Origin of the sequence: Pseudoalteromonas sp. US3C1013 (genome assembly GCF_048401115.1) — a bacterium.
GTDB classification, from domain to species: domain Bacteria; phylum Pseudomonadota; class Gammaproteobacteria; order Enterobacterales; family Alteromonadaceae; genus Pseudoalteromonas; species Pseudoalteromonas undina.
Genome location: NZ_CP183075.1, coordinates 281,434 through 306,663 on the forward strand (window position 1 = coordinate 281,434; position 25,230 = coordinate 306,663).

General features: G+C 40.4%; 31 protein-coding genes and 3 tRNA genes. 16 read left to right on the forward strand and 18 right to left on the reverse strand.

Annotated elements, in window-relative coordinates:
* On the reverse strand, positions 1-1,059 hold the full coding sequence (gene rsgA / locus ACNSN2_RS01250) for a small ribosomal subunit biogenesis GTPase RsgA (RefSeq protein ID WP_413401187.1): 1,059 nt from the start codon (positions 1,057-1,059) through the stop codon (positions 1-3).
* Positions 1,060-1,181: 122 nt separating this feature from the next.
* On the opposite strand from rsgA, the gene orn reads away from it, so the two are divergent.
* From orn to ACNSN2_RS01270, 4 genes are all read left to right on the forward strand, one after another.
* Positions 1,182-1,727 (forward strand): oligoribonuclease, encoded by a 546-nt coding sequence (gene orn, locus ACNSN2_RS01255; RefSeq protein ID WP_008115490.1) that lies wholly within the window; start codon positions 1,182-1,184, stop codon positions 1,725-1,727.
* A gap of 161 nt (positions 1,728-1,888) precedes the next feature.
* Positions 1,889-1,964: transfer RNA gene (locus ACNSN2_RS01260), tRNA-Gly, on the forward strand.
* Positions 1,965-2,129: 165 nt separating this feature from the next.
* Positions 2,130-2,205, forward strand: a tRNA-Gly gene (locus ACNSN2_RS01265).
* A 72-nt stretch (positions 2,206-2,277) separates the two neighbouring features.
* A tRNA-Gly gene (locus tag ACNSN2_RS01270) sits at positions 2,278-2,353 on the forward strand.
* A 191-nt stretch (positions 2,354-2,544) separates the two neighbouring features.
* On the opposite strand, the gene ACNSN2_RS01275 is transcribed toward ACNSN2_RS01270, so the two are convergent.
* The 3 genes from ACNSN2_RS01275 to ACNSN2_RS01285 all read right to left on the reverse strand — a co-directional run bounded on the left by ACNSN2_RS01275 (position 2,545) and on the right by ACNSN2_RS01285 (position 3,935).
* Positions 2,545-2,973, reverse strand: a complete 429-nt coding sequence (locus ACNSN2_RS01275; RefSeq protein ID WP_138570625.1) for a secondary thiamine-phosphate synthase enzyme YjbQ — start codon at positions 2,971-2,973, stop codon at positions 2,545-2,547.
* Positions 2,970-3,437 carry a chemotaxis protein CheX gene (locus tag ACNSN2_RS01280; RefSeq protein ID WP_010390540.1) on the reverse strand — a complete coding sequence of 156 codons (468 nt, stop codon included), beginning with the start codon at positions 3,435-3,437 and terminating at the stop codon, positions 2,970-2,972. The genes ACNSN2_RS01275 and ACNSN2_RS01280 overlap by 4 nt, the downstream gene beginning before the upstream one ends.
* 63 nt (positions 3,438-3,500) lie before the next feature.
* On the reverse strand, positions 3,501-3,935 hold the full coding sequence (locus ACNSN2_RS01285) for a transcriptional repressor (protein ID WP_008115496.1): 435 nt from the start codon (positions 3,933-3,935) through the stop codon (positions 3,501-3,503).
* A gap of 92 nt (positions 3,936-4,027) precedes the next feature.
* Here ACNSN2_RS01285 and ACNSN2_RS01290 point away from each other — a divergent pair, with 92 nt between their 5' ends.
* The 8 genes from ACNSN2_RS01290 to ACNSN2_RS01325 all read left to right on the forward strand — a co-directional run bounded on the left by ACNSN2_RS01290 (position 4,028) and on the right by ACNSN2_RS01325 (position 9,557).
* Positions 4,028-4,648, forward strand: coding sequence for a MarC family protein (locus ACNSN2_RS01290; RefSeq protein WP_008115498.1), 621 nt, complete (start codon positions 4,028-4,030; stop codon positions 4,646-4,648).
* Positions 4,649-4,771: 123 nt separating this feature from the next.
* A complete protein-coding gene (gene dusA, locus ACNSN2_RS01295) occupies positions 4,772-5,704 on the forward strand; it encodes a tRNA dihydrouridine(20/20a) synthase DusA (RefSeq protein ID WP_418609029.1) in 933 nt (310 codons plus the stop codon).
* A gap of 261 nt (positions 5,705-5,965) precedes the next feature.
* Positions 5,966-6,646 (forward strand): PspA/IM30 family protein, encoded by a 681-nt coding sequence (locus tag ACNSN2_RS01300; RefSeq protein WP_418608254.1) that lies wholly within the window; start codon positions 5,966-5,968, stop codon positions 6,644-6,646.
* A 10-nt stretch (positions 6,647-6,656) separates the two neighbouring features.
* The gene (locus ACNSN2_RS01305) at positions 6,657-6,863 is read left to right on the forward strand and encodes a PspC domain-containing protein (protein ID WP_010390548.1); all 207 of its coding nucleotides are present in this window, start codon (positions 6,657-6,659) and stop codon (positions 6,861-6,863) included.
* 10 nt (positions 6,864-6,873) lie between these two features.
* On the forward strand, positions 6,874-7,200 hold the full coding sequence (locus tag ACNSN2_RS01310; protein WP_010390549.1) for a hypothetical protein: 327 nt from the start codon (positions 6,874-6,876) through the stop codon (positions 7,198-7,200).
* Positions 7,201-7,278: 78 nt separating this feature from the next.
* Positions 7,279-7,788, forward strand: coding sequence for a copper chaperone PCu(A)C (locus tag ACNSN2_RS01315; protein WP_418608257.1), 510 nt, complete (start codon positions 7,279-7,281; stop codon positions 7,786-7,788).
* Between the two features lie 8 nt (positions 7,789-7,796).
* Complete coding sequence (locus ACNSN2_RS01320; RefSeq protein ID WP_010390551.1) at positions 7,797-8,783, forward strand: DUF2333 family protein; 987 nt, start codon at positions 7,797-7,799, stop codon at positions 8,781-8,783.
* A 3-nt stretch (positions 8,784-8,786) separates the two neighbouring features.
* Positions 8,787-9,557 carry a TIGR04219 family outer membrane beta-barrel protein gene (locus tag ACNSN2_RS01325; protein ID WP_054202376.1) on the forward strand — a complete coding sequence of 257 codons (771 nt, stop codon included), beginning with the start codon at positions 8,787-8,789 and terminating at the stop codon, positions 9,555-9,557.
* A gap of 46 nt (positions 9,558-9,603) precedes the next feature.
* Here ACNSN2_RS01325 and ACNSN2_RS01330 read toward each other — a convergent pair whose 3' ends face one another.
* Positions 9,604-10,485: a TIGR03899 family protein gene (locus ACNSN2_RS01330; protein WP_418608260.1), complete on the reverse strand. Its 882-nt coding sequence runs from the start codon at positions 10,483-10,485 to the stop codon at positions 9,604-9,606.
* Positions 10,454-11,002 (reverse strand): SRPBCC family protein, encoded by a 549-nt coding sequence (locus ACNSN2_RS01335; protein WP_054202374.1) that lies wholly within the window; start codon positions 11,000-11,002, stop codon positions 10,454-10,456. The genes ACNSN2_RS01330 and ACNSN2_RS01335 overlap by 32 nt, the downstream gene beginning before the upstream one ends.
* A 297-nt stretch (positions 11,003-11,299) precedes the next feature.
* Here ACNSN2_RS01335 and ACNSN2_RS01340 point away from each other — a divergent pair, with 297 nt between their 5' ends.
* Positions 11,300-13,483, forward strand: a complete 2,184-nt coding sequence (locus ACNSN2_RS01340) for a YgiQ family radical SAM protein (RefSeq protein WP_418608262.1) — start codon at positions 11,300-11,302, stop codon at positions 13,481-13,483.
* 69 nt (positions 13,484-13,552) lie between these two features.
* On the opposite strand, the gene mgtE is transcribed toward ACNSN2_RS01340, so the two are convergent.
* The 12 genes from mgtE to ACNSN2_RS01400 form a co-directional block, all read right to left on the reverse strand.
* Complete coding sequence (gene mgtE / locus ACNSN2_RS01345) at positions 13,553-14,911, reverse strand: magnesium transporter (protein WP_008115512.1); 1,359 nt, start codon at positions 14,909-14,911, stop codon at positions 13,553-13,555.
* 106 nt (positions 14,912-15,017) lie between these two features.
* Positions 15,018-15,290 (reverse strand): HPr family phosphocarrier protein, encoded by a 273-nt coding sequence (locus ACNSN2_RS01350; RefSeq protein WP_008115514.1) that lies wholly within the window; start codon positions 15,288-15,290, stop codon positions 15,018-15,020.
* 17 nt (positions 15,291-15,307) lie between these two features.
* Positions 15,308-16,150 (reverse strand): RNase adapter RapZ, encoded by an 843-nt coding sequence (rapZ, locus tag ACNSN2_RS01355; RefSeq protein WP_010390558.1) that lies wholly within the window; start codon positions 16,148-16,150, stop codon positions 15,308-15,310.
* Positions 16,151-16,169: 19 nt separating this feature from the next.
* The gene (gene ptsN, locus ACNSN2_RS01360) at positions 16,170-16,622 is read right to left on the reverse strand and encodes a PTS IIA-like nitrogen regulatory protein PtsN (RefSeq protein ID WP_010390560.1); all 453 of its coding nucleotides are present in this window, start codon (positions 16,620-16,622) and stop codon (positions 16,170-16,172) included.
* Between the two features lie 4 nt (positions 16,623-16,626).
* The gene (hpf, locus tag ACNSN2_RS01365; RefSeq protein WP_010390562.1) at positions 16,627-16,914 is read right to left on the reverse strand and encodes a ribosome hibernation promoting factor; all 288 of its coding nucleotides are present in this window, start codon (positions 16,912-16,914) and stop codon (positions 16,627-16,629) included.
* A 26-nt stretch (positions 16,915-16,940) separates the two neighbouring features.
* Entirely contained in the window at positions 16,941-18,440 is a 1,500-nt protein-coding gene (locus ACNSN2_RS01370) for an RNA polymerase factor sigma-54 (RefSeq protein WP_138627052.1), read from the reverse strand.
* 69 nt (positions 18,441-18,509) lie between these two features.
* On the reverse strand, positions 18,510-19,235 hold the full coding sequence (lptB, locus tag ACNSN2_RS01375; RefSeq protein ID WP_138609041.1) for an LPS export ABC transporter ATP-binding protein: 726 nt from the start codon (positions 19,233-19,235) through the stop codon (positions 18,510-18,512).
* Positions 19,232-19,771: a lipopolysaccharide transport periplasmic protein LptA gene (gene lptA / locus ACNSN2_RS01380; protein WP_010390566.1), complete on the reverse strand. Its 540-nt coding sequence runs from the start codon at positions 19,769-19,771 to the stop codon at positions 19,232-19,234. Before lptA ends, lptB begins: the two co-directional genes overlap by 4 nt.
* On the reverse strand, positions 19,761-20,315 hold the full coding sequence (gene lptC, locus ACNSN2_RS01385; protein ID WP_010390567.1) for an LPS export ABC transporter periplasmic protein LptC: 555 nt from the start codon (positions 20,313-20,315) through the stop codon (positions 19,761-19,763). Before lptC ends, lptA begins: the two co-directional genes overlap by 11 nt.
* Positions 20,312-20,863: a 3-deoxy-manno-octulosonate-8-phosphatase KdsC gene (gene kdsC, locus ACNSN2_RS01390; protein ID WP_418608267.1), complete on the reverse strand. Its 552-nt coding sequence runs from the start codon at positions 20,861-20,863 to the stop codon at positions 20,312-20,314. Before kdsC ends, lptC begins: the two co-directional genes overlap by 4 nt.
* Positions 20,864-21,835, reverse strand: a complete 972-nt coding sequence (locus ACNSN2_RS01395) for a KpsF/GutQ family sugar-phosphate isomerase (protein WP_138596631.1) — start codon at positions 21,833-21,835, stop codon at positions 20,864-20,866.
* 3 nt (positions 21,836-21,838) lie between these two features.
* Positions 21,839-22,807 (reverse strand): calcium/sodium antiporter, encoded by a 969-nt coding sequence (locus tag ACNSN2_RS01400; protein WP_138570631.1) that lies wholly within the window; start codon positions 22,805-22,807, stop codon positions 21,839-21,841.
* A 265-nt stretch (positions 22,808-23,072) separates the two neighbouring features.
* On the opposite strand from ACNSN2_RS01400, the gene ACNSN2_RS01405 reads away from it, so the two are divergent.
* From ACNSN2_RS01405 to mlaD, 3 genes are read left to right on the forward strand one after another with little or no spacing between them, the layout of a single operon-like run.
* A complete protein-coding gene (locus tag ACNSN2_RS01405; protein WP_138596635.1) occupies positions 23,073-23,888 on the forward strand; it encodes an ATP-binding cassette domain-containing protein in 816 nt (271 codons plus the stop codon).
* Positions 23,888-24,667: a lipid asymmetry maintenance ABC transporter permease subunit MlaE gene (mlaE, locus tag ACNSN2_RS01410; protein WP_054202367.1), complete on the forward strand. Its 780-nt coding sequence runs from the start codon at positions 23,888-23,890 to the stop codon at positions 24,665-24,667. The genes ACNSN2_RS01405 and mlaE overlap by 1 nt, the downstream gene beginning before the upstream one ends.
* Before the next feature lie 14 nt (positions 24,668-24,681).
* Positions 24,682-25,230, forward strand: a complete 549-nt coding sequence (gene mlaD, locus ACNSN2_RS01415) for an outer membrane lipid asymmetry maintenance protein MlaD (protein ID WP_008115537.1) — start codon at positions 24,682-24,684, stop codon at positions 25,228-25,230.

Sequence of the window (25,230 nt, forward strand, 5' to 3'; positions counted from 1 at the left end):
TTATACGCGAGGCGCACGCGCGCCGGCACGGCCATCGGCCATGGTTTCTAAAATACGGTGATAGCTTTCAAAACGTAACTTTGAGATATCGCCATCAGCGACTGCTTGCTGAATTATACAGCCTGGATCGTTTAAGTGTTTACAGTCTCTAAAACGGCATCCACCTATAAACTCTCTAAATTCTTTAAAGCACCAAGTGACTCGTTCAACATCTAAATGCCATAAACCAAACTCACGAATACCCGGTGAATCAATTAAGTTACCGCCACTTGGTAAATGATGCAGACGCGATACTGTGGTGGTGTGCTGGCCTAGACCGCTGTTTTCAGACACTTCTTTAGTCAAAATTTCAGCATCCGGCAGCACAGTGTTTACTAAGGTAGATTTACCCACACCACTTTGGCCAACAAAAATATTGTTTTTGCCTACAAGTACTTCTTTTAATTCATTAATGCCTTCGCCGGTTATATTACTAACTAGCAGCACCTGGTAATTAAGTTTACGGTAAATATCGAGTATTTGTTGTATGTCGTTTAAACCAGCTTCATCAATTAAATCAATTTTATTAAGTACTAAAATCGGCTCAATGCCCATGTCTTCGCAGGCAATTAAATAGCGGTCGATAATGCTTGGCGTAAACTCAGGCAATACTGCTGATACCATTAAAATTTGGTCTATATTCGCGGCAATAACTTTTACACCGTCGTAAAAATCAGGGCGCGTTAACTGTGAACGACGTTCTTGAGTTGCTTCAATAACACCCGCTAAATCGCCTTCACTTACTTTTGCACGACGAAATAATACCTCATCGCCACATACTAAATTCGATACGGTACGGCGAATATTACAGCGAAGAACATCGCCATTTTGGGTTTCTACGTCGGCATGTTGGCCAAAGCGGCTAATAACAATCGCATTTTCCACTTGACCTAAATTATCTGTTTGCCACTCTTGCGCGCCGACTTTTGCCGGTTTTTTATCGGCATTCGATAAACGCTTTTGATGATTGGCCTTGATCCTACGGGATTGGCCTTTACTTAATTTTTTCTGTTTCGCCACTTGAGGCCTATAACCTGAGTTAAATGCCGAGTTTGCCAAAAAAAGCTTTAGCTCGACGGTTGATGCTAATATGATATATCGAAATGCGTTGGATCTAAAGAAAAGCACCGTTTAAGGTAATTATGACTATTAATAAATCAAATTTAATTTGGCTCGATCTGGAAATGACCGGACTTGAACCAGAGACTGACAAAATACTTGAAATTGCAACTGTTGTCACTGACGCTGATCTGAATATATTAGCCGAAGGGCCAACGATTGCCATTCATCAAAGTGATGAACTACTGGATGGCATGGATGAGTGGTGTACAACTCAGCATGGCAAATCTGGATTAACGGCTCGCTGTAAGGCAAGCACGTTTGATGAAGCTTATGCCGTGGAACAAACCCTCGCGTTTTTAAAGCAATGGGTGCCAGCGGGTGCTTCACCTATGTGTGGTAACTCGATAGGCCAAGACCGTCGCTTTATGAATAAGTATATGCGCGAGCTTGAAGATTTTTTTCATTACCGTAATTTAGATGTCAGTACTATTAAAGAACTTGCTCGTCGTTGGAAACCAGATGTGTTGGCTCAAGTGAATAAAAAAGGGTCGCATTTAGCGTTAGACGACATTAAAGATTCGATTATGGAATTAAAGGTTTACCGAGAAAAGTTTTTTAATTTATAAAAAATACTTGCAAAGCCCCCTAATTATTGTAGAATCCTGCCCCGCTTAAGACGATAACCCCCGCGGGGTTAGTGTGTTTGGGCTTAAGTTAAAGATTCAAGATGAAAGGTTAATGGAACAAGGTTCAATATTGATAGAACCTAGAACCTAGAACCTAGAGTGCGGCACTAGCTCAGTTGGTAGAGCGCGACCTTGCCAAGGTCGAGGTCACGAGTTCGAGCCTCGTGTGCCGCTCCAATTTCTCACCAAAGAAATTGGGGTAGAAATAAAGATTCAAGGTCAAAGGCGAAAAGGTTTAATTTTGGCAAAACCTAGAACCTAAAATGCGGCACTAGCTCAGTTGCCAGAATGTTGAACGCGACCCGTCGCGCACCAACGGACAAATTACTGACTATTTTGAATGCGGCACTAGCTCAGTTGGTAGAGCGCGACCTTGCCAAGGTCGAGGTCACGAGTTCGAGCCTCGTGTGCCGCTCCAATTTCTCACCAAAAGAAATTGTGGTTCAATTTAAAAAGTTAAAATTGATAGAATCTAGAATCTACATATAATGCGGTACTAGCTCAGTTGGTAGAGCGCGACCTTGCCAAGGTCGAGGTCACGAGTTCGAGCCTCGTGTACCGCTCCAATCTTATTTACTTTCCAGATATTCATTCTCAAATAGCAAACAATGACCCATACGCGAATCACTATAAATTTAATTTATGTAACTTTTTTAAAGTGTTCAATGTGTGAGAGTGACCTATGTTGTAAAACCTAAAACCTAAAACCTAAAACCTAAAACCTAAAACCTAAAACCTAAAACCTAAAACCTAAAACCTAAAACTTTTCGCCTTGCAAAGTTGCAATAATGTGCCTTGAACCACCATGATCACGGTGCTCACCTAAGTATATTCCTTGCCAAGTTCCTAGTGCTAACTGACCATGGCTAATAGGTATAGTTAACTGGCAACCTAAGGTACTGGTTTTTATATGGGCAGGCATATCATCATCGCCCTCATAGTCATGACGGTAATAAGGCTGGCGCTCTGGAACAAATTGATTAAAGTGGCTTTCCATATCCATACGCACGGTAGGATCGGCATTTTCATTAATGGTTAAGCTGGCTGAGGTGTGTTGAATAAATAAGTGTAATAAACCAACTTTAAATTGGCTTATTTGTGGGAGTTGATTGAGTATGTCGTTATCAATTAAATGAAAGCCCCGCGAGCGAGGCTTTAATGTAATTGTGGTTTGCGACCAGCTCATAGCTTATCAAAACTCACTTCAATATTGGCATTACCTGCGTCACTGGTAAACGGCATAAGAATTTTTTTGCCGTCACTTTTGTGAGTAATAGTGTGGTTTTTACCAGACACAACAATGGGTGTTGCCATGGCAAAATCATAGCCTTTTTCACCTAATAAATTCTTAGCACCACCGGTAACCATATTAGTTATTTCACCGACCATGTCGGTTACCTCTTCATTTATGTCGTCTGGTCGTTCGCCTAACATTCGTTCCATAATGGTCAGCGCTAAACCTTCGTCGAAGGTAATTGAAAATGAACCGCGAGTTTGAGGGCCAACCATACCAATTAATCCCGATACATCACCACAGGCTATCTCATCTGTTTTAATGCGTGGCTTGCCTGGTTTTAACTGAGTTTGAGCCATAGTGCTCAATACATTCATCAAAGAAGCTAAAAAGGGATTAATGAACTCTACATTCATATTAGATGTCCTTAAATTGGTACTGATAAAGGTTATACGCAAAGTATAGCTATAGTCGCTTATCTATGCTCGGCAAGAGTCACATTTACCATGTGCTTCTATTGTTTGCCCGGAAACTACAAAGCCACTTTCGGCTGCTAAGTTATTGAGCTCATGTGAAATTACTGTTGAGTGCAGCTCTTTAACAAAACCGCAGCTATCACAAATTAATAGCTGAACAGGATGAATATGATCAAAATGATGACACAGCATAAATGCATTGGTGCTTTCAATTTTATGAATAAAACCGAGTTCGGCTAAAAAGTCTAAAGCACGATAAATTGTTGCAGGTTTAGCACCTGTTTCAGTGACTTTCAATTGCTCAAGTAAATCGTACGCCCCCACACCACCTTGGGCACTGGCCAATAAACGAAATACCTTCTCGCGAATTGGTGTGAATCGCGCACCACGGTTGTCGCACACTTGTTTTGCTTTACTTACGAGTGATTCTATATTCATCTTCTCTCATCCTTACGCTGCCGTGATATACTAACATACTGTATTGTAGTTGCAGCGTTTTATTAACCGATTTAGTGAAAAGGTACTCATTAATGCATGAACTATTAGCTATATTTATTTTCTTTTTTGCGGTTATCGATCCAATTGGCACAATCCCAGTTTTTATCGCCGTAACTCGTGGAGATGACGACAAGTTTAAGCGTAAAGTGATTTTTAAAGCCGTGGGTGTGTCTGCTTTAGTGCTGTTATTTTTTGTAGTTGCTGGCGAGCAATTACTGAATGTGATTGAGATCCCGCTCTCGGCATTTCAAATAGCGGGTGGTTTAATTTTATTAATTTTTGCACTCTCCATGACCTTTGGTGAAAGCAAGCCTGAAGCTGAAATTAAAAGTGTTAGAGACAGCACTGAAACCGCTATTTTTCCGCTCGCTATCCCATCAATAGCCAGTCCCGGTGCCATGTTAGGTGCGGTATTAATGACACGCAATGAGGAATATACCTGGGTTGAACAAATGATTACCTCATCAATGATGTTAGCTGTTTTAGTGGTGGTACTGATTTTGTTATTACTTGCTACGCATGTACATAAAATAATAGGTGATAGCGGGGCGAGTATTATTAGTCGAATTATGGGGTTAATTTTAAGCTCAGTCGCGGTGACTAATATTTTAAACGGTATTGCACAATACTTTGGCTTGCAAGTGTTTGCTTAATATTGCTGCGCATAGGGCTTTTGTGTAAAATGCAGCGCCGTTTAAGCTGTGCTTAAATTATAAATTTTTGAGGATCACATTTTGGATAAACGTACTTTAAATCGACGCTTTAGCGTGGCACCCATGCTTGATTGGACTGATCGCCACTGTCGTACGTTTCATCGTAAAATGACAAAACACACCGTGCTCTACACTGAGATGATCACAACTGGCGCTATTTTATTCGGTCGTGGTGACTACTTGCATTTTAATCAGCACGAAGGCCCTGTGGCATTGCAATTAGGTGGATCAGACCCGCAAGCGCTAGCACAGTGTGCCAAGCTTGCTGGAGAGCGCGGTTATGATGAAATAAACCTTAATGTAGGTTGTCCGTCAGATCGTGTGCAAAATGGACGTTTTGGTGCCTGTTTAATGGCCGAGCCTAATTTAGTTGCAGAGTGTGTTGCTGCAATGAAAAGTGAAGTTAATATTCCGGTTACAGTTAAAACTCGTATTGGTATTGATGAGCTAGATTCTTATGAATTTTTATGTGCTTTGATAGAGGCTTCACATAAAGTTGGCTGTGATGACTTTATTATTCATGCGCGCAAAGCATGGCTAAAAGGATTGAGCCCGAAAGAAAATCGCGAAGTTCCTGAGCTTAACTACCCCCGAGTTTATCAGCTTAAAAAAGATTACCCTCAACTTGATTTAAGTATTAACGGTGGTGTTAAAACCATTGAGCAAAGTCTTGAGCATTTACAGTACATAGATGGGGTTATGGTGGGCCGAGAGGCTTACAGTAATCCATTTATGCTTAATGAAGTAGATGAAAAAATTTATGGTGATGCGGCTAATACTCAGTCTCGACATGATGTTGTACGCTCTATGTATGATTATATTGAAGAAGAGATGCGTTTAGGGGCTAATTTTTGGCATGTTGCACGCCACATGCTGGGTATTTTTCAGGGGCAACCCGGTGCGCGTGGCTTTAGACGCCACTTATCTGAAAATGGTCATGGTAAGCAAGCTGATTTAAGTGTTATGGATAAAGCGTTAAGTTACGTACCCGAGTAATGCCAATTTAATGCAATTGGCATAACAGATACTCTTTATAGAAAAAGTCACCTCAGGTGGCTTTTTTTGATCCCAAATTTTAGTCAAAAATGTAATTTATTAGCCAATTCGACTTAATTTCATTCAGTGACTAGTCATTAACTCACCCGTCAAAAATAATTTAAATTATTGATATTTAATGAAAATAAAAGAATCTTAAGTTGTTGGCATAACTCTTGGAATCCTGTTGATGTATAAATAAAAAATCATCAGGAGAATAACATGGGTATATTTAATCGCGTAAACGACGTCATTCAAGCAAATATCGTAGCTATGCTTGATAAAGCAGAAGATTCAGAAAAACTACTTAATTTGATGCTGACCGAAATGCAGGAGGCGCTTAATGAGTGTCGTAGCACCGCGGCGGCATTATTATGTGAAGAAAAAAATATTAAACGTCAAATAAGCAATAAACAACAAGCGCTCACAAATTGGCAATTAAAGGCCGAACATGCCATTGCAAAAAATCGTGACGATTTAGCTAAATCAGCACTAGCTGAAAAACACAATGTTGAAAAAAACATAGAATGCTTACAAACACAGCTTGAGACATTGCAGCAATCAATTGTAAAAATCACAGAGGACTGTGAGCGCCTACAGCAAAAAATGACACAGGCTAAAGCAAAGCAAGCACAACTTGTAAAGCGTGAAAATGTGGTTGAGGCAAGAGCTAAGATAAATACTCAGCTGCAGAGCGATAAAGTGGCCACTGCTTTATCACGATTTGAGCAAATTGAGCGTCGTGTTGAGAGTGTTGAATCGCAGGTCGAAGCATATGAGCTGACAGATACAGCGAGCAATACTGCGACGCAAATTGAGTCACTGGTTAAAAACGAAAAAATTGATGCAGAACTGGCAAGTTTAAAAGCGAGTTTAAATACTGCTAACAAACAAACAGCCTAAGGAGATTGTTATGAATAATTTTAATACGCATCGTCGTTGGTATAAAAATACGCTTAACAAAAAAATATCAGGTGTCTGTAGTGGGTTAGCCTACCGATTAGACTTTCCGGTATGGTCTACTCGTTTAGTCACCGTTTTATTATTTTTAAGTTTTCCGTTTGCAGTAGCGCTAGGTTATTTAATTGCGCACTGTTGTCTTGAAGAAAAAGCAGTGTAAGGGGAACGACATGAAAACTCTCGCCGTATGCCTACTTATTGTTACATTATTTTTGATTAATAGCGGCTCGATAATTCATTTTGATGTATGGCAATTTCCGTTGTGGATCTCAGATATTAGTTGGACTGGTATAGAGCTCATTGGGGCGTTAATCGCCATTATAGTTGTTATTGCGATTGCAGCTTTGGTAACTATGGGGCTTGTTGGCGCGGCGATGGTGGCACTGGCTGGAACGATATTAGCCTTTTTATTCGGATCACTGATGATTGCTTGGCCATTATTGTTTGTGGCAGGGTTGTGTTGGTTAATCGCAGATAACAAAAAAGTGGCTTCTTAAACTTAAATTAGCTGCCTAATATTAGGGAATTATGATAAATTTGGACTATATTTTTATGTTTTAACAAGGATTTTACTGATGATTAAACAATGTATTTTAAGTGCAAGTGCATTATTGGTGGGTGTTTTTTCGTCTTCGTTATTGGCGCACGAAGGGCATGAACACGATAGTGTTGTTGCGCAATTACAAGTAACAAATGCGCAAGTAAGAGAGTTTTTACCTGCCACTAAAGCCAGCGTGGGTTATTTTAGTATTGAAAACCACAGTAATGTACCGGCAACACTCACAAGAGCGACCATAGATGGTTTAGGTCGTGTTGAGATCCATGAGCACGTCCACGCTGATGGTATGATGAAAATGCAAAAAGTAGAATCATTGCTTATTAAAGCTCACCAGCAACTCGATTTTAAGCCTGGAAGCTACCATTTAATGGTGTTTGAACCACAAGAGCCGTTAAAAGTAGGTCAAGAACGCAAACTCACGCTATATTTTGAAGACGGGAATCGAGTATTCACCAATGCGAAAGTAGTTTCGCTTGCATCGCAAGCTAAGCCGGTAAAAGCATCAAAAGATCATAGTCATCATTAGGGGGATAAATGTCACAGCATAAAGGAAAAATAATAACGGCATTGGTATTATTGTTTGTCGTATTTTACGCTATTGCAGTGTACTGGAGCATAGAGCCTGCACGTTTTGATGTGGTACAAAATGCCAAGCAGCAAGCGCAGCAACGCAGTGAAAAACCAGTAACAGGATATGTAACAACTTCAACGCTTATCACCGTCGCTGATACCCTCTTAACTAAGTCAGGCGGTTATTTATCAAATGATGTACTGCCACCGAGCGTAATAATGGACAACATGCCCGCTTGGGAGTATGGCGCGTTGGAAATGGTGCGTGATTTAGCACTATCAATGCGAAAAGATTTTAGTCGTTCACAGTCACAATCAACTGAGCACGAAGCGCTTAAAAAAGCACAGCCACAATTTAATATTAGTTCTGAAGCATGGGCATGGCCAAGTGCTGAGGGCGAATATCAGAAGGGTATTGATTACTTATTAGTTTACCGTTCTCAAATTGCGAATCAGCATGAGCGCGATAGCCAATTTTACTCACGTGCAGATAATTTACGCAGTTGGTTAAAAGAAGCTGAAAAACGCTTAGGTAGTTTAAGCCAACGTTTGAGTGCGAGTGTAGGTCAAGACAAGGTAAATACCGATTTAGCAGGCAACTCTTCAAATACACAAGCTACTTATACGCCATTACAACAACAAGTAAGAACATCGTGGTGGGAAATTGATGATGTATTTTATGAGTCTCGCGGTGCTACTTGGGCTTTACTGCATTTTTTACAAGCGGTTGAATATGATTTTGCCGAAGTACTTGATAAAAAGAACGCCCGTGTTAGTTTACAACAAATTATACGCGAGCTTGAAGCGACCCAAGAAACCGTTTGGAGCCCAATAATTTTAAACGGCAACGGATTCGGTTATGTCGCCAACCATTCACTCGTTATGGCAAATTATATCTCTAGAGCCAATGCGGCACTGATTGAACTTAGCGAATTATTAGCGCAAGGATAAAAAATGAAAAAGTATTGTATAGCAGCAGCCTTATCAATGGCATGTTTAGCACCTGTAGCACAAGCCGATACTGTATTGGGTTTGTATGTAGGGGTTGATGGTTGGAAAGCCGATAATGACGGTAGCTTTTCTGATAATAATAACGCACTACAAAACTTCAATTTTGAAGATGAGACTTTTGTTAGCTATTACGCCGCACTTGAGCATCCGGTTCCATTAGTGCCAAACTTAAAGCTAAAATACACTGAGCTTGAACTAACCGGTTCAACGCAACTTGAAGATACATTTAGCTTTAATGGCTCTGATTATATTGTTGGCACTGATGTTAATTCAGTCACTGACTTATCGCACATTGATTATATTCTGTATTATGAAATTTTTGATAACGACTTAATCTCAATTGATTTAGGTATTAATGCTAAGCAGTTTGATGGTGAGCTTGTGGTAACAGGTACATCGCAACAAGGTGGCGCTAACTTCACTGAAATTGAAGAGTTCTCAGGTGTAGTGCCTTTAGCGTATGGACGTTTCGAAGCGGGTTTACCGTTTAGTGGTTTAAGTGTTTTTGCTGAAGGCAGCTTTTTAGCTATTGATGACAGTAAAGTACGAGATTACCAAATGGGTATTGCTTGGGAGTTGATTGATAACCTAGCCGTTGATGTTGCGGTTAAAGCGGGCTACCGCTCTATGGTTTTAGAACTTGATGATGTAGATGATATTAATACTGATATTGATGCATCAGGCCCATTTGCGGGCATACAGGTTCATTTTTAAGCGCCGATTAGTTTAATGAAAAGCCACCTTGTGTGGCTTTTTTTAGTTATTTTGAAGTGTGCCACACTAATTCAAACTCCCCTTCAAATGCTGCACCAATTAACTGTTTGTACACTTTATTAATTGGGTAATTCATTAGTCTAAACAGTTCATCACCAGTTTGGGTAAACTTATAATAGCTTAGTACTAAGTCGTTACTTTTTGCTTTTAAAGTTAGTTTTTGAGTTAAAAAGGAGAGGGTGATCTCTTGTCCTGCTTTTAATGCAGCGGATTCAATCTCTTTGCGATAAAGCAAGTTTAAGTCCATTAAGGTCAATACATCAGGAAAGCTCACACCGCTTTTACCTATGCTTAATGACACTTTATTTCCCTTGCCTAATAAATCAAATAACGAGGGCTTTTTGTAATAACCTAAAAATATTAGGTGACTACTATCCTTTTCGTTATACCCTGAAATAGACACACACTTTCTTAATGAATCCGCTTCGCGCTGGGTCATATGTTTGAGGGTTTGTAAGCTTTTTATAGAAAAAGTACCTGGGCTAATGGTTTCGCCAGTAAAAATTTTTGCCCACAATGTTTGCATTGATTGATTTGAGGTATCTTCACACAAGGCAATAAAGTGCTCTACCCAATCGGCATCAGGCTGTTTAGCGCAGGCTACATCAGGACAAAACTCCATTGCCAAGGCTAAAATAGTCTCGATATTTTGTTGTTGTTTTATTAGCAGTAGATCTTGTCTTTTTTGTGCTCGAGCTAACACTGAATGCTCGCTATTAATACGATAAAGTGACTTTGCTTTACCCTGGGTATTATAGGTTTTTTCATCAGCTGCAGGCATATTACTCACTTTTGTGACCGAGTAACCTAACAGTGACTCAATAATATTGGCAAGTTTAATTCTGGCTTGTGCGGTTTTGACTGTCATGGCTTTCCATTATTGCTTGTGCATCACTGAGTTGGGCTACCGTCTTTAGGTTATTTAGCCCTAAGGTGACTATATTACTTAATATATTTTCAGCAAATATAGCAACATAGCCAGATATAAGCGGCACAGTTGCTTGTCCTTCTATATGCCAGGTTACAGTTTTTGCATGTGGGCTAAATAGTAATCGGCTAGTAATAATATGTTCTTGATTAAATAATACATTAAATACAACTTCATTGGCGCTTAATGAAGTGATTGTCATTTCGCCTTGCCCCCACTTTCCTTGCCAAGATTGATAGGCTCCCGCACCAGCACTAGGTTCACCAATACTAAATTCAATATTGGGATCTATTTGCTGCCACGGCGACCATTTGTACCACTGAGTAAAATCTTCCACTAATGACTTTATAACAGGAGGGCGGGCATTTATTTTAATGCTTTTTTGCACGTGATAGTTTTGTGGTAAAAGTAATCCCACTACAACAAACGCCAACAGTAAGATGGCTGAAAACTGCATTAATTGTTTAAGTAGTTTAATAGGTATGCCTCATTGGTTTTAATATTACAGCGTCTATGAATTATTAATAATCACAGCTTATTTAATAGTTTAGCCTAGAGTCGATCATTTTTATCTAGTTTATCTACTTTAAATAAATCTAAAAGCAGACATTAGCAGTAATCAGCTTAGATGATTTGTCTGTTTTAGTTGCGATAAAGGCAAACAATTTTTAATCAGTGCTTTCATTTTGTGCTATATCAACGTGGATGTCGATAGGGTATAATTCGCGCCTTTTGTTATTGAACGGCCAATTTTATGAGCACATTAAAAGCTGATCGCGGCTTATTCTCATACCCTAAGTATTGGGCTGAGTGTTATGGCACAGCCCCATTTTTACCAACAACACGCGAAGAAATGGACGCGCTTGGCTGGGATAGCTGCGATATTATTATTATTAGCGGTGATGCTTATGTAGACCATCCTAGTTTTGGGATGGCCGTAATTGGCCGTGTGCTTGAAGCGCAGGGGTTTAGAGTGGGCATTATTGCTCAGCCTGATTGGAACTCTAAAGATGCCTTTATGGCACTGGGTAAGCCTAACTTATTTTTTGGTATTACAGCCGGTAACATGGATTCGATGATCAATCGTTACACCGCTGAAAAACGAATGCGCCATGATGATGCTTACACACCGGGAAATGTAGGTGGCAAACGCCCCGATCGCGCCGTGATCATATACTCGCAACGTTGTCGTGAAGCCTATAAAGATGTGCCACTCGTTTTAGGGGGCATTGAAGCCAGCTTGCGTCGTATTGCTCATTACGACTATTGGCAAGAAAAAGTACGTCGTAGCGTATTATTTGACGCTAAAGGCGATATTTTAATTTATGGTAATGCCGAACGTCCATTGGTTGAAGTAGCGCACCGTATCGCTGCAGGTGAAACCATGGATACGATACAAGATGTGAGAGGCACGGCGGTTATTCGTAAAGAGCCTTTATCCGGTTGGCGTGGCAGTGATTCAACAGCCATTGATAAAATTGGTAAAATAGACCCTATTCCTAATCCTTATGGTGCGGATGATGTGGGTTGTGCTAAATCAGAATTTAAGCAAGCGGGTATTGATTTAAAAGCCGAAGCTGCAAAACCAATTATCATCCAACCTGCGCGTCCTAAGCCATGGGAAAAAACTTACGTTAAGTTACCCGCTTTTGAGCAGGTCAGTGTTAATAAACCATTGTATGCCCATGCATCGCGTATTTTACACCAAGAAACCAACCCTGGTTGTGCAAGAGCGTTGTTTCAGCGTCATGGCGATCGCTCTATTTGGGTGAATCCGCCAGCCTATCCACTTGAAACCCAAGAAATGGATGATGTGTTTGGTTTACCGTATCAGCGTATTCCGCACCCAAGTTATGGCGACGACAAAATCCCTGCTTACGATATGATTAAAACGTCGGTAAACATAATGCGCGGTTGTTTTGGCGGCTGTTCGTTCTGTTCTATTACTGAGCATGAAGGGCGAATAATTCAAAGCCGATCTCAAGAATCAATTATTGAAGAGATTGAGCAAATTAGAGATAAAGTGCCAGGCTTTACTGGGGTTATTTCTGATTTAGGCGGACCAACCGCAAATATGTACAAACTGCGTTGTACCAGTAAAAAAGCAGAGAGTACCTGTCGCCGCTTGTCGTGTGTGTATCCTGATATTTGTAAGCATATGGATACTGATCATACCCCGACTATCGATTTATATAAAAAGGCGCGTGAGGTTAAAGGGATCAAAAAGATCTTAATTGCTTCAGGTGTGCGTTATGACCTTGCCGTACGTGATCCTCGTTACGTTAAAGAGTTAGTAACTCATCATGTTGGTGGGTATTTAAAAATTGCACCAGAGCACACTGAAGATGGCCCATTATCTAAGATGATGAAGCCGGGTATGGGTGCTTACGATGAATTTAAAGCGCTATTTGATAAGTACTCTAAAGAAGCGGGTAAAAAGCAGTATTTAATTCCATACTTTATTTCTGCTCACCCAGGGACTAAAGACGAAGACATGGTTAATATGGCTTTGTGGCTGAAATCGAATGACTTTAAGCTTGATCAAGTGCAAAACTTTTATCCGTCACCGATGGCTAATGCGACCACCATTTATCATACTGAAATGAACTCGCTACGCAATATTAAAAATAATACTGAGCAAGTTGCGGTGCCAAAGGGCGCGCGCCAGCGTCGTTTGCATAAAGCAATTTTACGTTACCATGATCCTGCCGGTTGGCCAATGATCCGTGAAGCCCTTCGTAACATGGGCAAAGCTAAACTCATTGGTAAAGGTCCAAATTGTTTAGTGCCAGAAGAAGGCAGAGATGAAAGGCAAGCCAAAGGCGGTAAAGGTAACAAGGGCGGTCGCCCTGCGCTTACTCGTCATACTGGCTTTAGTCAGTTTAAAAAAGCCAACACTAAACCTAAGGTGGGCGGTAATCGCCAGCGCGCAAGGTAAAGTAATTATCGGCTTAAACAAAAACACCGCGTATTGACGCGGTGTTTTTGTTTATAAAAAGATTAGAGCCTAAATCAATAACCAAGTTGCAGTTCCTAAAAAGGCAAATATACCAACAATATCAGTTACTGTGGTTAGTACCACACTGCCTGCCAGTGCTGGATCTATTTTCATTTTTTTTAGCAATAGTGGGATACTAGCACCCGCAATACCTGCTGCAACTAAATTCATAAACATAGCAAACGCTAAAACACCACCGAGTTTGAAATCCCATTGCCAAAGCGCAACGACACCGGCAATTAGGATAGACCAAACCATACCGTTAATTGCGCCGATAGCGAGTTCTTTTAATAATAAAAAACGTTGGTTAGTTTGGTTGATATGACCCACCGCGATACCGCGAATAACCAAAGTTAAGGTTTGGCTGCCTGCAACCCCACCCATTGACGGGACAATGCCATTGAGCACAGCAAGAATTGGTAATATAGCTAAGGTGTTTTCGAAAAAGCTCGCCACAATTGCAGCCAGCAATGCAGTTAGTAAGTTTACACCTAGCCAAATTGAGCGCTTTTTAGAGCTTTTTAAGACCGGCGCAAAGGTATCTTCTTCATCATCAAGACCCGCTAAGCTTAATAAGCTATGCTCTGCATCTTCACGGATAACATCAACGATATCATCAATAGTAATACGACCAAGCAAATGCGCGTTGTCATCGACAACTGGTGCCGATATCCAGTTATGCCGTTCAAATAGTTGCGCTACTTCGCTTTCATCCATTGAAATAGGAATAGATTCACACTCTTCATCCATTAAATCCTGAACAATTTTTTCAGGGGGATTAGTTAATAAAGTGCTCAGCGATAAGGCGCCTAAAAAACAGTTATGTTTATCTACAACGTATAAGTCATCGGTGCCCTCTGGCAGTTCACCGCGTAAGCGAATATAACGTAGTACAACATCTAGAGTTACATCAGGGCGAATAGTTACGGTATCTATATTCATCAAGGCGCCAGCAGAGCGCTCTTGGTAAGATAGAGCTTGTGTTGCACGCTCTCTATCTTGAATATCCATAGCGCTAACAACGTCTTTATATACGGTGTCTGGTAGGCTACGTAGTACTTCCCCTAAATCATCATGGCCCATGTCTTCTGTTGCAGCAGCAATGTGCTCAGGTGCCATTTGCGCAATAATGCCCAAACGTACGTCTTCAGAGAGCTCTTCAAGTACATCACCCTGTACATCAGGATCAACCAGTTGCCAGAGCATACGACGAATTTTATGGGGAGATGATTCTAAAAGAAGTGCGGTATCACAAGGTGCCGTTTTTGCTAGCATGCGCCTAACTTGAACAAATTGACCACTATTTAGTGACTTAGTCACCTGTTTTAGTTGTTGTAGTGGAATATCTTGTTCTAAAGCTTCAGGCATTGGCGTCCTTAATTAAATTTTATTACACGATGATGGGGTATCGCTTTATCTTACTTTATATCAGTAAACTACCTCAACCACTATTAACCTTAGCTTATAAGCAGGATTACTCTTGCTCATTAAATCGTTGGTCAATGAGCTCACCAATTGCATTAAGTGCAGGCTCTGCGTCAGGGCCTTCACATACTACCTTAACTTCTTTGCCTTGACTGCTTTCGAGTAACATAAGTGCTAATACACTGTCGCCAGCGGCTTGTTTATCGTCTTGAAATAACGTGATTGAGGCATCAAATTGCACAGAAAGCTGTGCCAGTACAGTGGCCGCTCTGGCATGCAGGCCTAACTTGTTTTTTATTAAAAATGTGTTTTCTAACCGCATTAATATTCTCTCAAGCTTTATTCTTGTTCTCGATGGCGAATTTTTACATTAGGATGACTCATTGCAAAGCTTTCACCTATAGTTTGCGCTAAATAAACTGAGCGGTGTTGCCCTCCGGTACAGCCTATAGCTATGGTCAAATAGCTGCGGTTATTTCTTTCTAAATGAGGCAGCCATGTTTGCACGAATGTTTGAATTTGCCATGTAAATTTTTGTACTATGCTGTGGCTGGCTAGGTAGTCTTTTACTGGTTGATCTAACCCTGTGAGTGGCTTAAGTTCAGGCTCCCAATGCGGGTTTGGTAAAAAGCGAGCGTCAAATACATAATCTGCTTCTTTGGGTATACCGTGCTTAAAACCAAATGACTCAAAGGTAATGATCAGTTGTTTGTCTTTTTTACCGAGTATTTTTTCACGAATAGATTCAGCCAGCTGATGCACACTTAAATCCGTAGTATCAATCATATAATCGGCACGGTTAATGAGTACATCAAGGAGTTGTTTTTCTTTTTTTATTGCTAAATCAAGTGGTAGTGAATCAATAGAAAGAGGATGAAGACGCCGTGTTTCTGAAAAACGTTTAATTAAGGTTTGATCGTCACTGTCTAAATAAAACACCGTTGGCTTAGTGAAACCAGGTAAATATTCAATGATTTCATTAAACTGTTGCTGCTCTTTAGGTAAATTACGCACATCAACACTTACGGCTATTTTGTTGTAGCTGTCGGAAACACTACGAACAAGAGATGGCAATAAATTTAAAGGAATATTATCTACACAATAATAACCTAAATCCTCAACAACACGCAGCGCAACAGATTTACCAGAACCTGAGCGACCACTTATAATTATTAATTCCATTTATCACCCTTAATTGTTACTACGGTTGACTTACAATTACTTGATACAGCTCATTGTCGGATTTTGCCGCTCGTAATTGCTTACAAAATTCTTTATCGTTGAGCTTTTCTGCTATAGTGGCTAAGGTTTTTAAATGCTGCTTATTGTCACCATCAGGTACAATTAAGGCAACAAAAATGTCGACCGGTCTGTTATCTATCGCATCAAAATTAATAGCCGTTTCGCTCACTAATATAAGTGCAAGAGGCTCTTGTACACCACTCATACGACCATGAGGAATTGCAATTCCTCGACCTATACCTGTACTCCCCAGTTTTTCTCTGGCGGTTAACGCGTTAAGAATATCTTGTTGTGTTAAATAGGGCAGTTTATTGTGAGCCAATTCACTGATAAATTCTAAAATTCTTTTTTTACTATTAAAAAGGACCGCAGCTTTACTGCAGTCCTGACAGATAAGTGAGCTTAATTTCATAGTGTTAGTGTCGAGCAAGTTTCTCTTTGTGTTTAATTACTTGACGATCTAGCTTGTCAATCAGCGAGTCTATAGCGGCATACATATCTTGATGTTCAGTTGAGGCAAAAATCTCAGCGCCACTAACATGAACGGTTGCTTCGGCTTTTTGGTTTAGTTTTTCTACATCGAGAATAACGTGCACATTCGTTATGTGATCAGTGTGCCTCTGTAACTTCGAAAATTTACTATTTACGTAGTCTCTAAGCGAGTCGGTAATATCTACATGGCGACCAGTTAAATTCAGTTGCATAAACATTTTCCTCTTTGTTGTACGCCTTAAATCAAACTTTTACGTTGATTAGACGGGGGAATAGCTAGAGATTCGCGATACTTTGCAATAGTTCTCCTTGCTACTTTAATTCCTTGCTCAGCCAATATATCTGCAATTTTACTATCACTCAATGGTTTAGCTGAGTTTTCTGCAGCGATTAATTTTTTAATTAATGCGCGTATTGCTGTAGATGAACATTCGCCACCATTTTCAGTGCTTACATGGCTTGAAAAGAAATATTTAAGCTCAAAAATACCGCGTGGTGTGTGCATGTATTTTTGCGTAGTAACACGTGAAATAGTCGATTCGTGCATTTCTACCATTTCGGCCACGTCATTAAGTACCATAGGCTTCATCGCCTCAGGACCATGTTCAAAAAAGGCCTGTTGTTGCTGCACAATACAGTTAGTTACTTTAAGCAGTGTGTCGTTTCTACTTTCTAAGCTTTTTATAAACCATTTAGCTTCTTGTAAGTGTGAGCGAATAAACTGGCTATCGCCGCTTGATTTCACCGTACGCGACATAGCTGCATATTGGCTGTTTACCCTAATTTTAGGCATGCTATCTGGGTTTAGTTCAACCACCCAACGGCCTTTCACTTTTTTAACCGACACATCAGGAATAACGTACTCAGACTCTTCTCTAACAATAGTGTCTGCCGGTTTGGGACTAAGAGTATGAATTAACGTCATGACTTCTTTAAGCTCATCTTCTTTGAGCTTAGTTTTTTTCATTAATGTGCGATAATCACGCGCAGCCAGTAAATCAATGTGATCAGTTAAGATCATTTTTGTTTCGTTTAAAAAAGGCGTGTCTTGATCAAACTGATTCAATTGAATACACAAACACTCTTGTAAACTACGCGCGGCTATTCCTACCGGATCAAATAGCTGAATACGCTTTAAAACGGCTTCTATTTCATCAAGTTCAACTTCATCTTCTATGTCGTTTTCTTGATTAAAACTTTCTAATATTTCTTCACAGCTAAGGGTTAAAATGCCCGAATCGTCCACGGCTTCTACGATTGCAATCGCGATGGCTTCATCTGTTGGGCTAAATGGCGTCAGTTGCAATTGCCACATTAAATATTCATGCAGCGTTTCAGTTGAAGAGCCTTGATAAATTGATTCATCTTCAGGCATTGGTCCCGAGGAAGAGGCCGGTGCTGCGCTCATGTACTCATCCCATGTAACATCCATTGCCATATCATCGCTAATGGTGTCTTTGGTCATGGCTTCGCCGCTATCTTGCTCATATTCGCTAGGTTTTTCATCAGCTGAAGCACTTAGCGTTGATTCATCGGTATCGGCTTTTTGTTCGTTTTTACCCGCAGCATCTTCACTGTAATCTTGCTCTTCAACTTCAAGTAAGGGATTACTATCGAGTGCTTCTTGAATTTCTTGCTGGAGATCCAATGTACTGAGCTGCAATAAGCGAATTGCTTGTTGCAACTGTGGAGTCATTGTAAGTTGCTGGCCCATGCGCAGCTGTAATGATTGCCTCATTTATCTCTAACAATCCTTTTAAATTAGTATGATTAATCTTAGCAGATGCTTAGTGGAATAACACACATATTAGAGCTTGAACTGCTCGCCCAAATAAACATCGCGTACTGTTTTATCGTTTAATACATATTCTGGAGTGCCTGATGCAATTAACTCCCCATGAGAAACTATGTAGGCTTTTTCACAAACATCAAGTGTTTCGCGAACGTTGTGATCTGTGATCAATACGCCAATTCCTCGGTTTTTAAGGTGCTCTATAATCTTTTTAATATCTAATACAGAGATAGGATCAACCCCTGCAAAGGGTTCGTCTAATAGTATAAATTTAGGATTTGCTGCTAATGCTCGCGCAATTTCAACACGGCGGCGCTCCCCACCTGACAGGGCCATACCTTGGCTGTCACGAATATGTTGAATACTAAATTCATCAAGTAAATTATTTAAGGTATCTTCACGTTGCTGCTTATTAAGCTCTTTGCGTGTTTCTAAAATAGCCATTAAGTTTTGGTAGACCGTCAGCTTTCTAAAAATAGATGATTCTTGTGGTAAATATCCTATACCTAGGCGAGCTCGGCTGTGCATTGGTAATAAAGTGATATCTTGATCATCGATTGATATTTTACCTTTATCGCTCGGTACAAGGCCTACAATCATGTAAAAGGTCGTAGTTTTACCTGCGCCATTGGGGCCAAGTAAGCCGACAATGCTGCCAGCTTCAACTTCTAGGCCAACGTTTTTCACCACTTCACGGCCTTTATAGCTTTTCGCTAATAGCTCTGCTTTTAATGTGCTCATGGTTGGCCTTTATCGTCTTCTTTTTTGTTTTCAACAGGCACTAAAATAGTGTGTACACGGTCTGTTGAGTTTTCGTCTTTTTCTGCGCTAATTAACTGCTGCTCTATATCGTAGGTGATACTTTTAGCAGTTATTTTTTGACCTGCTTGAGCAATACTGGCATCGCCGATTAAGGTTAAAAAACGTTGCGAAACATCGTAACGCACTTCATTCGCACTGGCACTCATGATGGTGCCATCTGCTTGTGTTTCTTCAAAATATGCAGGGCTGCCTGTGGCAATTAATAATTGCTTGTTATCGCCTAAGTCATCGCGTTTATGCACTTCTAAACGGTCAGCTGTGATACGGCGATTACCATGAATAATTTCAACATTTTTCTCAAAAATGCCCACGTTTTCTTTTAATTGACCTTCCTGCCTGTCAGCACTAATTGAGATTTGATTAGCCGCAGGAGCTTCAGTGGTTTCCTCTGCATGGCTATGAAATGCAATCAATAATGAAGGAACAATTAGAATTTTAAATAGGTTATTGGTCATAATATAGGGTTCGCGTATGGTTAATAAGTTTAATCACTTCGGTTTTTAAATCGGCCTCAAGGCCTTTGCCTGTGATTTTTAAATTAGGTCCTGTAATAACGACAGGCTGCTCTGACTGCATAGTGAGTAGTTTTATATCTACATTGATGCTATCGGCTGTGATCGTATCGATCATGGCGTTATCGGCTAAATTTAGCGCTTTTACATTGCCCTCTAATACGAGTTGACGATCGTCGTAGAGGGTGGCCTCATCAGCGTTAATACGCCATGTTTGCTGCTCGTTGTATAACGTAAATATAGGTTTTTCAAAAAAGGTAAAACCAAGTTGTTGGTATAACTCCATTTTTACCGCAGTTACTTTGTGGCTTATTTTACCTTGCTCATTATAAGCGGTTTGTTTTAGCTCAATCGCAGTGTAATCAGGCTTAGCAATAGTTTGAGTTTGTTCATCCGCAATAATATCTACCTGAGAAAAATAAGGATACCAAAGCCAAACCATACAGCTTATGAATAAGATGCTCAGTATTATGCGAGCTACATTCATGAACTGGTTCCTTGGCTAGTAAGTGGCTTATTGTTTTCAAGCATCAGTAAATCTGTTAACTCTCTTACTGCACCAAAGCCGCCTGGCAGCTGAGTGACATAATGCGATAAACGTTTTATCAGTGGGTGGGCGTCGTTTACGGCTACTGCAAACCCGACTTTTTCCATCACTGGCATGTCAGGGCCATCGTCACCTATGTAAGCTATTTGCTCATCGCTTAGCGCTAATTTTTGTTTTAATTCTTGATAGGCAATGAGTTTGTTTTCTTGGCCTTGGTATATATGCTGTACGGTTAAATTGCTCATACGTTGTTGAACTATTTGTGAGTGACGGCCTGTGATCACGGCAACTTCAAAACCACTATTAATAAGGGCTTTAATGCCAAACCCGTCTTTGGTATTAAATGCTTTGAGTTCTTCACCTTGGTTGCCAAGATAAATACGTCCATCAGAAAACACACCATCAATATCGCAAATTAATAATTTTATTTTTTTTGCGCGCACTTTTGCATCATCACTTAACGGCTGATAAAGATCTTCAAACTGCATTTATAGCACTCCCGCTTTTAGTAAGTCTTGCATATTTAGTGCGCCAATAGGGTGATTATGCTCATTAATCACAATTAAACCATTAATACGTTTTTGTTCCATAATGTTCAGTGCTTCAGCCGCGAGCATGTCTTGTGTGGCTGTTGTACATGACTTTGTCATCACAACATTAATTTCTGTGCTGTGTATATCAATACGTTGCTCTAAAATACGGCGTAAATCACCATCGGTAAACAACCCCGATAATTGCTGATTACTATTTATAATAGCGGTCATGCCAAGCCCTTTGGCTGACATTTCAATTAAGGCGTCTTTAATGGTTTGCGTTTCATTAATAATAGGCGTGTGAATACCGCTGTGCATTACATCTTTTAAGGTTAAGAGTAAGCGTTTGCCTAAACTGCCACCTGGATGCGACAGTGCAAAATCATCAGCGGTAAAACCACGGGCTTCTAATAATGCTACCGCCATAGCATCGCCCATAGCGAGTGTTGCTGTGGTACTTGCTGTTGGCGCTAAGCCTAATGAGCAGGCTTCTTGTTCAACTTTAATACACACATGCACATTTGCCAATGTTGCCATGGTTGACGTTTCGTTGCCTGTCATAGCAATCATTTTTGCGCCAATGCGTTTTAATACCGGAATAATATTAAGCACTTCACTGGTTTCGCCAGAGTTAGATATAAGCATAACCACATCATTTGATGTAATCATACCTAAATCGCCATGACTCGCTTCACCAGGATGTACAAAAAATGCGGGGCTACCAGTACTCGCTAAAGTGGCTGCTATTTTATTACCGATATGGCCCGACTTACCCATGCCAATAACAATAATACGGCCTGAGCAGTCGTACATTAATTGGCACGCTTGATCAAAGCTTTCATTAACGTATTGTGCGATATCGCTGAGTGCTTGACGTTCTATATCAAGGACGCGCAAGCCTTGTTGAATAAAATTTAGCGTTGCCATGGATCACCCTACTTGACTAAAAATATAACCTTGGTAAATCATAAATGCGACGATGAGTAAGCCACCTTCTACTCTATTGATACGTCTTTGACCTCTAAAGTTCAATGACATAGCAATAAGTGCCAAGGTTGCACCGATCATAATTAAAACATCACGGTTAGCTACTGATGCGTCAATAACTGATGGGTTAATTAATCCTGCCAGCGGTAACACCGCGAGAATATTAAAAATATTTGAGCCAACAATGTTACCCAGTGCTAGATCATCTTCATTTTTAAGAACACCCGCAATGGAAGCTGCAAGTTCAGGTAAGCTGGTGCCTATGGCTATTATGGTTAAACCAATTACTAAGTCACTTAAGCCAAAATATTTTGCAATATCAACGGCTGAGCCAACTAAAAAGTGTGAGCTAACAGGAAGTAAAATCATTCCGACGACTAACCAAAAAACGGCTTTTTTGGTTGGGACATTATCAGGTACTTCATCACAGGCTTCGCTAACAAAGGGGTCGTCTTGGTTTTTTGCTCGCAGTGATACAAAAATAAGTCCACCAATAAAAACAACAAAACCAAAGAGTAAGGCTGCGCCTTCAAAAAACGAAAAGTAGTTATCTGAAAAAATATACCAAGTAGCGATAGACACCAGTAATACCAGTGGAATTTCTCGTTTTAATGTACTTGAAGAGACTGAAAGCGGTCTTAAAAGTGCTGTAATACCTAATACTAATAATATGTTAGTGATGTTTGAACCAACTGCATTACCTACGGCTGTATCGGTTTTATTTGCCAAAGCAGCTGAAGCGGATACCATCATTTCAGGGGCCGATGAGCCCATAGCTACCACGGTTAAACCTACAATTAATGTTGGTACGCCAAAGTTTTTAGCCAGTGCCGCCGCACCATAAACAAACCTGTCCGCACTCCATACGAGAGCCGCAAAACCGAGAATTAAAATGACAAACGAGGTAACCATTGTGATAAGCCAGTTAGTGTAAATTCAGATAGCGCGAATAGTAACAAAAGCCACCATAAAAGTATAAGTAAAAGAGTAAGCTGTAATACATTAGGCGGTTATTAAAATAATTATTTAATGTGTTAACTTGCTTGTTTAAGCATCGGTTAAGTCAATTTGTCGCAGTCTTATAGCTGTTTTTGCGTGGCTATTACAAAATCTTACGAATTGTTTTTTCCATCTTGACCAAAAAACCCTTAAAATAGAAATATGAGAGAATATTGTTATGGAGAGCGACTTGTCGCAATCAATAGTAGAAGTAAAGGATGTTACCTTTTCTAGAGGCGATAGGGTCATATACAAAAATATGAGCTTTGATGTCCCAGAAGGTAAAATTACTGCCATTATGGGGCCAAGCGGAATTGGCAAAACCACGATGCTGCGCTTAATTGGTGGCCAGCTCAAACCCGACTCCGGTGATATTTTATTTAAAAACGACAGCATAGTTGCCATGTCCCGTAAAGAGCTCTACGCGGCACGTAAACGTATGAGTATGTTATTTCAAAGCGGTGCATTATTTACCGATATGTCGGTGTTCGACAATATCGCATTTCCTATCCGCGAGCACACACAGCTCAGTGAAGATTTAATTCGTTTAGTGGTTTTAATGAAACTACAAGCAGTTGGCTTACGTGGTGCTAAAGATTTAATGCCTTCAGAGTTATCTGGTGGTATGGCACGTCGTGCAGCCTTGGCTCGCTCTATAGCGCTTGATCCTGAACTGATTATGTATGATGAGCCTTTTGCAGGACAAGATCCTATCTCAATGGGAGTGTTGGTTAAGCTTATTAAATCTTTAAATGAAGTACTTGGTTTATCTTCTTTAATTGTTACACACGATGTGACTGAAGTAATGAGCATTGCCGACCACGTTATTATTATTGCCGAGCAAGGTGTGATTGGAAGCGGCACGCCAGATGAAATGCGTAAGCACGAATCACCACTTGTGCAACAATTTTTGAAAGGGTTATCGGATGGGCCTGTACCATTTCATTATCCAGCACAAACCTATGCAGATGAACTGTTAGGAGAGCCGCAGTAATGTTGGATTTACTACAAAAAATAGGCCATAAAACACTGGGTCGTTTTGCTGCGCTTGGGCGTTCAACTCACATGCTAGCAAGTGCATTATGGCATTTACCCAATTTAAAAAAAGGTACGCCTTTACTGGTGCGCCAACTCTATATGGTTGGTTCACAATCGTTGTTGATTATTGTGGTGTCGGGCTTATTTATCGGTATGGTTTTAGCGCTGCAAGGTTATACCGTTTTAGTTGATTATGGTGCAGAAGACAGCCTAGGCCCGTTAGTAGCGCTTAGCTTGTTACGTGAGCTTGGACCGGTAGTTACTGCGTTATTATTTGCAGGCAGAGCAGGCAGTGCGTTAACCGCTGAAATCGGCTTAATGAAAGCCACCGAGCAGTTATCGTCGCTAGAGATGATGGCTATTGACCCGCTTAGGCGTATTATTGCGCCGCGATTTTGGGCTGGCTTAATTAGTATGCCGTTACTGGCATTAATTTTTTCAGCGGTCGCTATTATTGGTGCTCACTTAGTGGGTGTTGATTGGCTAGGCGTTGATACCGGAAGCTTTTGGTCAATAATGCAAGCCCAGGTGTCGTTTGAAAAAGATATACTAAACGGTTTAATTAAAAGTATCGTATTTGCGATTGTTGTGACTTGGATTGCGCTTTATAAAGGGTATGACTGTATTCCTACATCAGAAGGGATCAGCAAGGCAACAACAGAAACAGTGGTGCATTCATCACTGGCGGTATTAGGTTTTGACTTTATTTTGACAGCGGTAATGTTTACTAGCTAATAGGGTATTAAATAATGAATTCACGGAAATTAGAAATTTTAGTTGGTTTTTTTGTCGCGCTGGGTATCTTGGCATTTTCAATGCTAGCGCTTAAAGTGGCCAATTCAGGTATTAGCGGCTCAGGTGAAACCTACACATTAAACGCCAAGTTTGAAAATATAGGCTCATTAAAAACTCGCGCGCCTATTAAAGTAGGGGGAGTTGTTATTGGTCGTGTCGAGTCAATTTATGTACACCCGCAAGAGTTTTTACCTGTGGTGAACATGAGTATTGATGCGCAGTATTTATGTCGTTTTTCAGATACCAGCTCTATCTCAATTTTAACCTCGGGTATTTTAGGTGAGCAATATTTAGGTATTAACCCTGTGATCGCCTCGGATTCAGCTAAGCAACGTTGTTTAGGCGAAGATGTTGCAAACAGTGCACAAGACCAAGCTATTGACGATTTATTTGGGGTGCAAAGCAAAGCATTAGCAAGTGGCGATTCAATTACTGATACCAAATCGGCATTGGTACTTGAAGAATTAATTGGCCAGTTCTTATTCAACCAAGGTAGTGAGTAA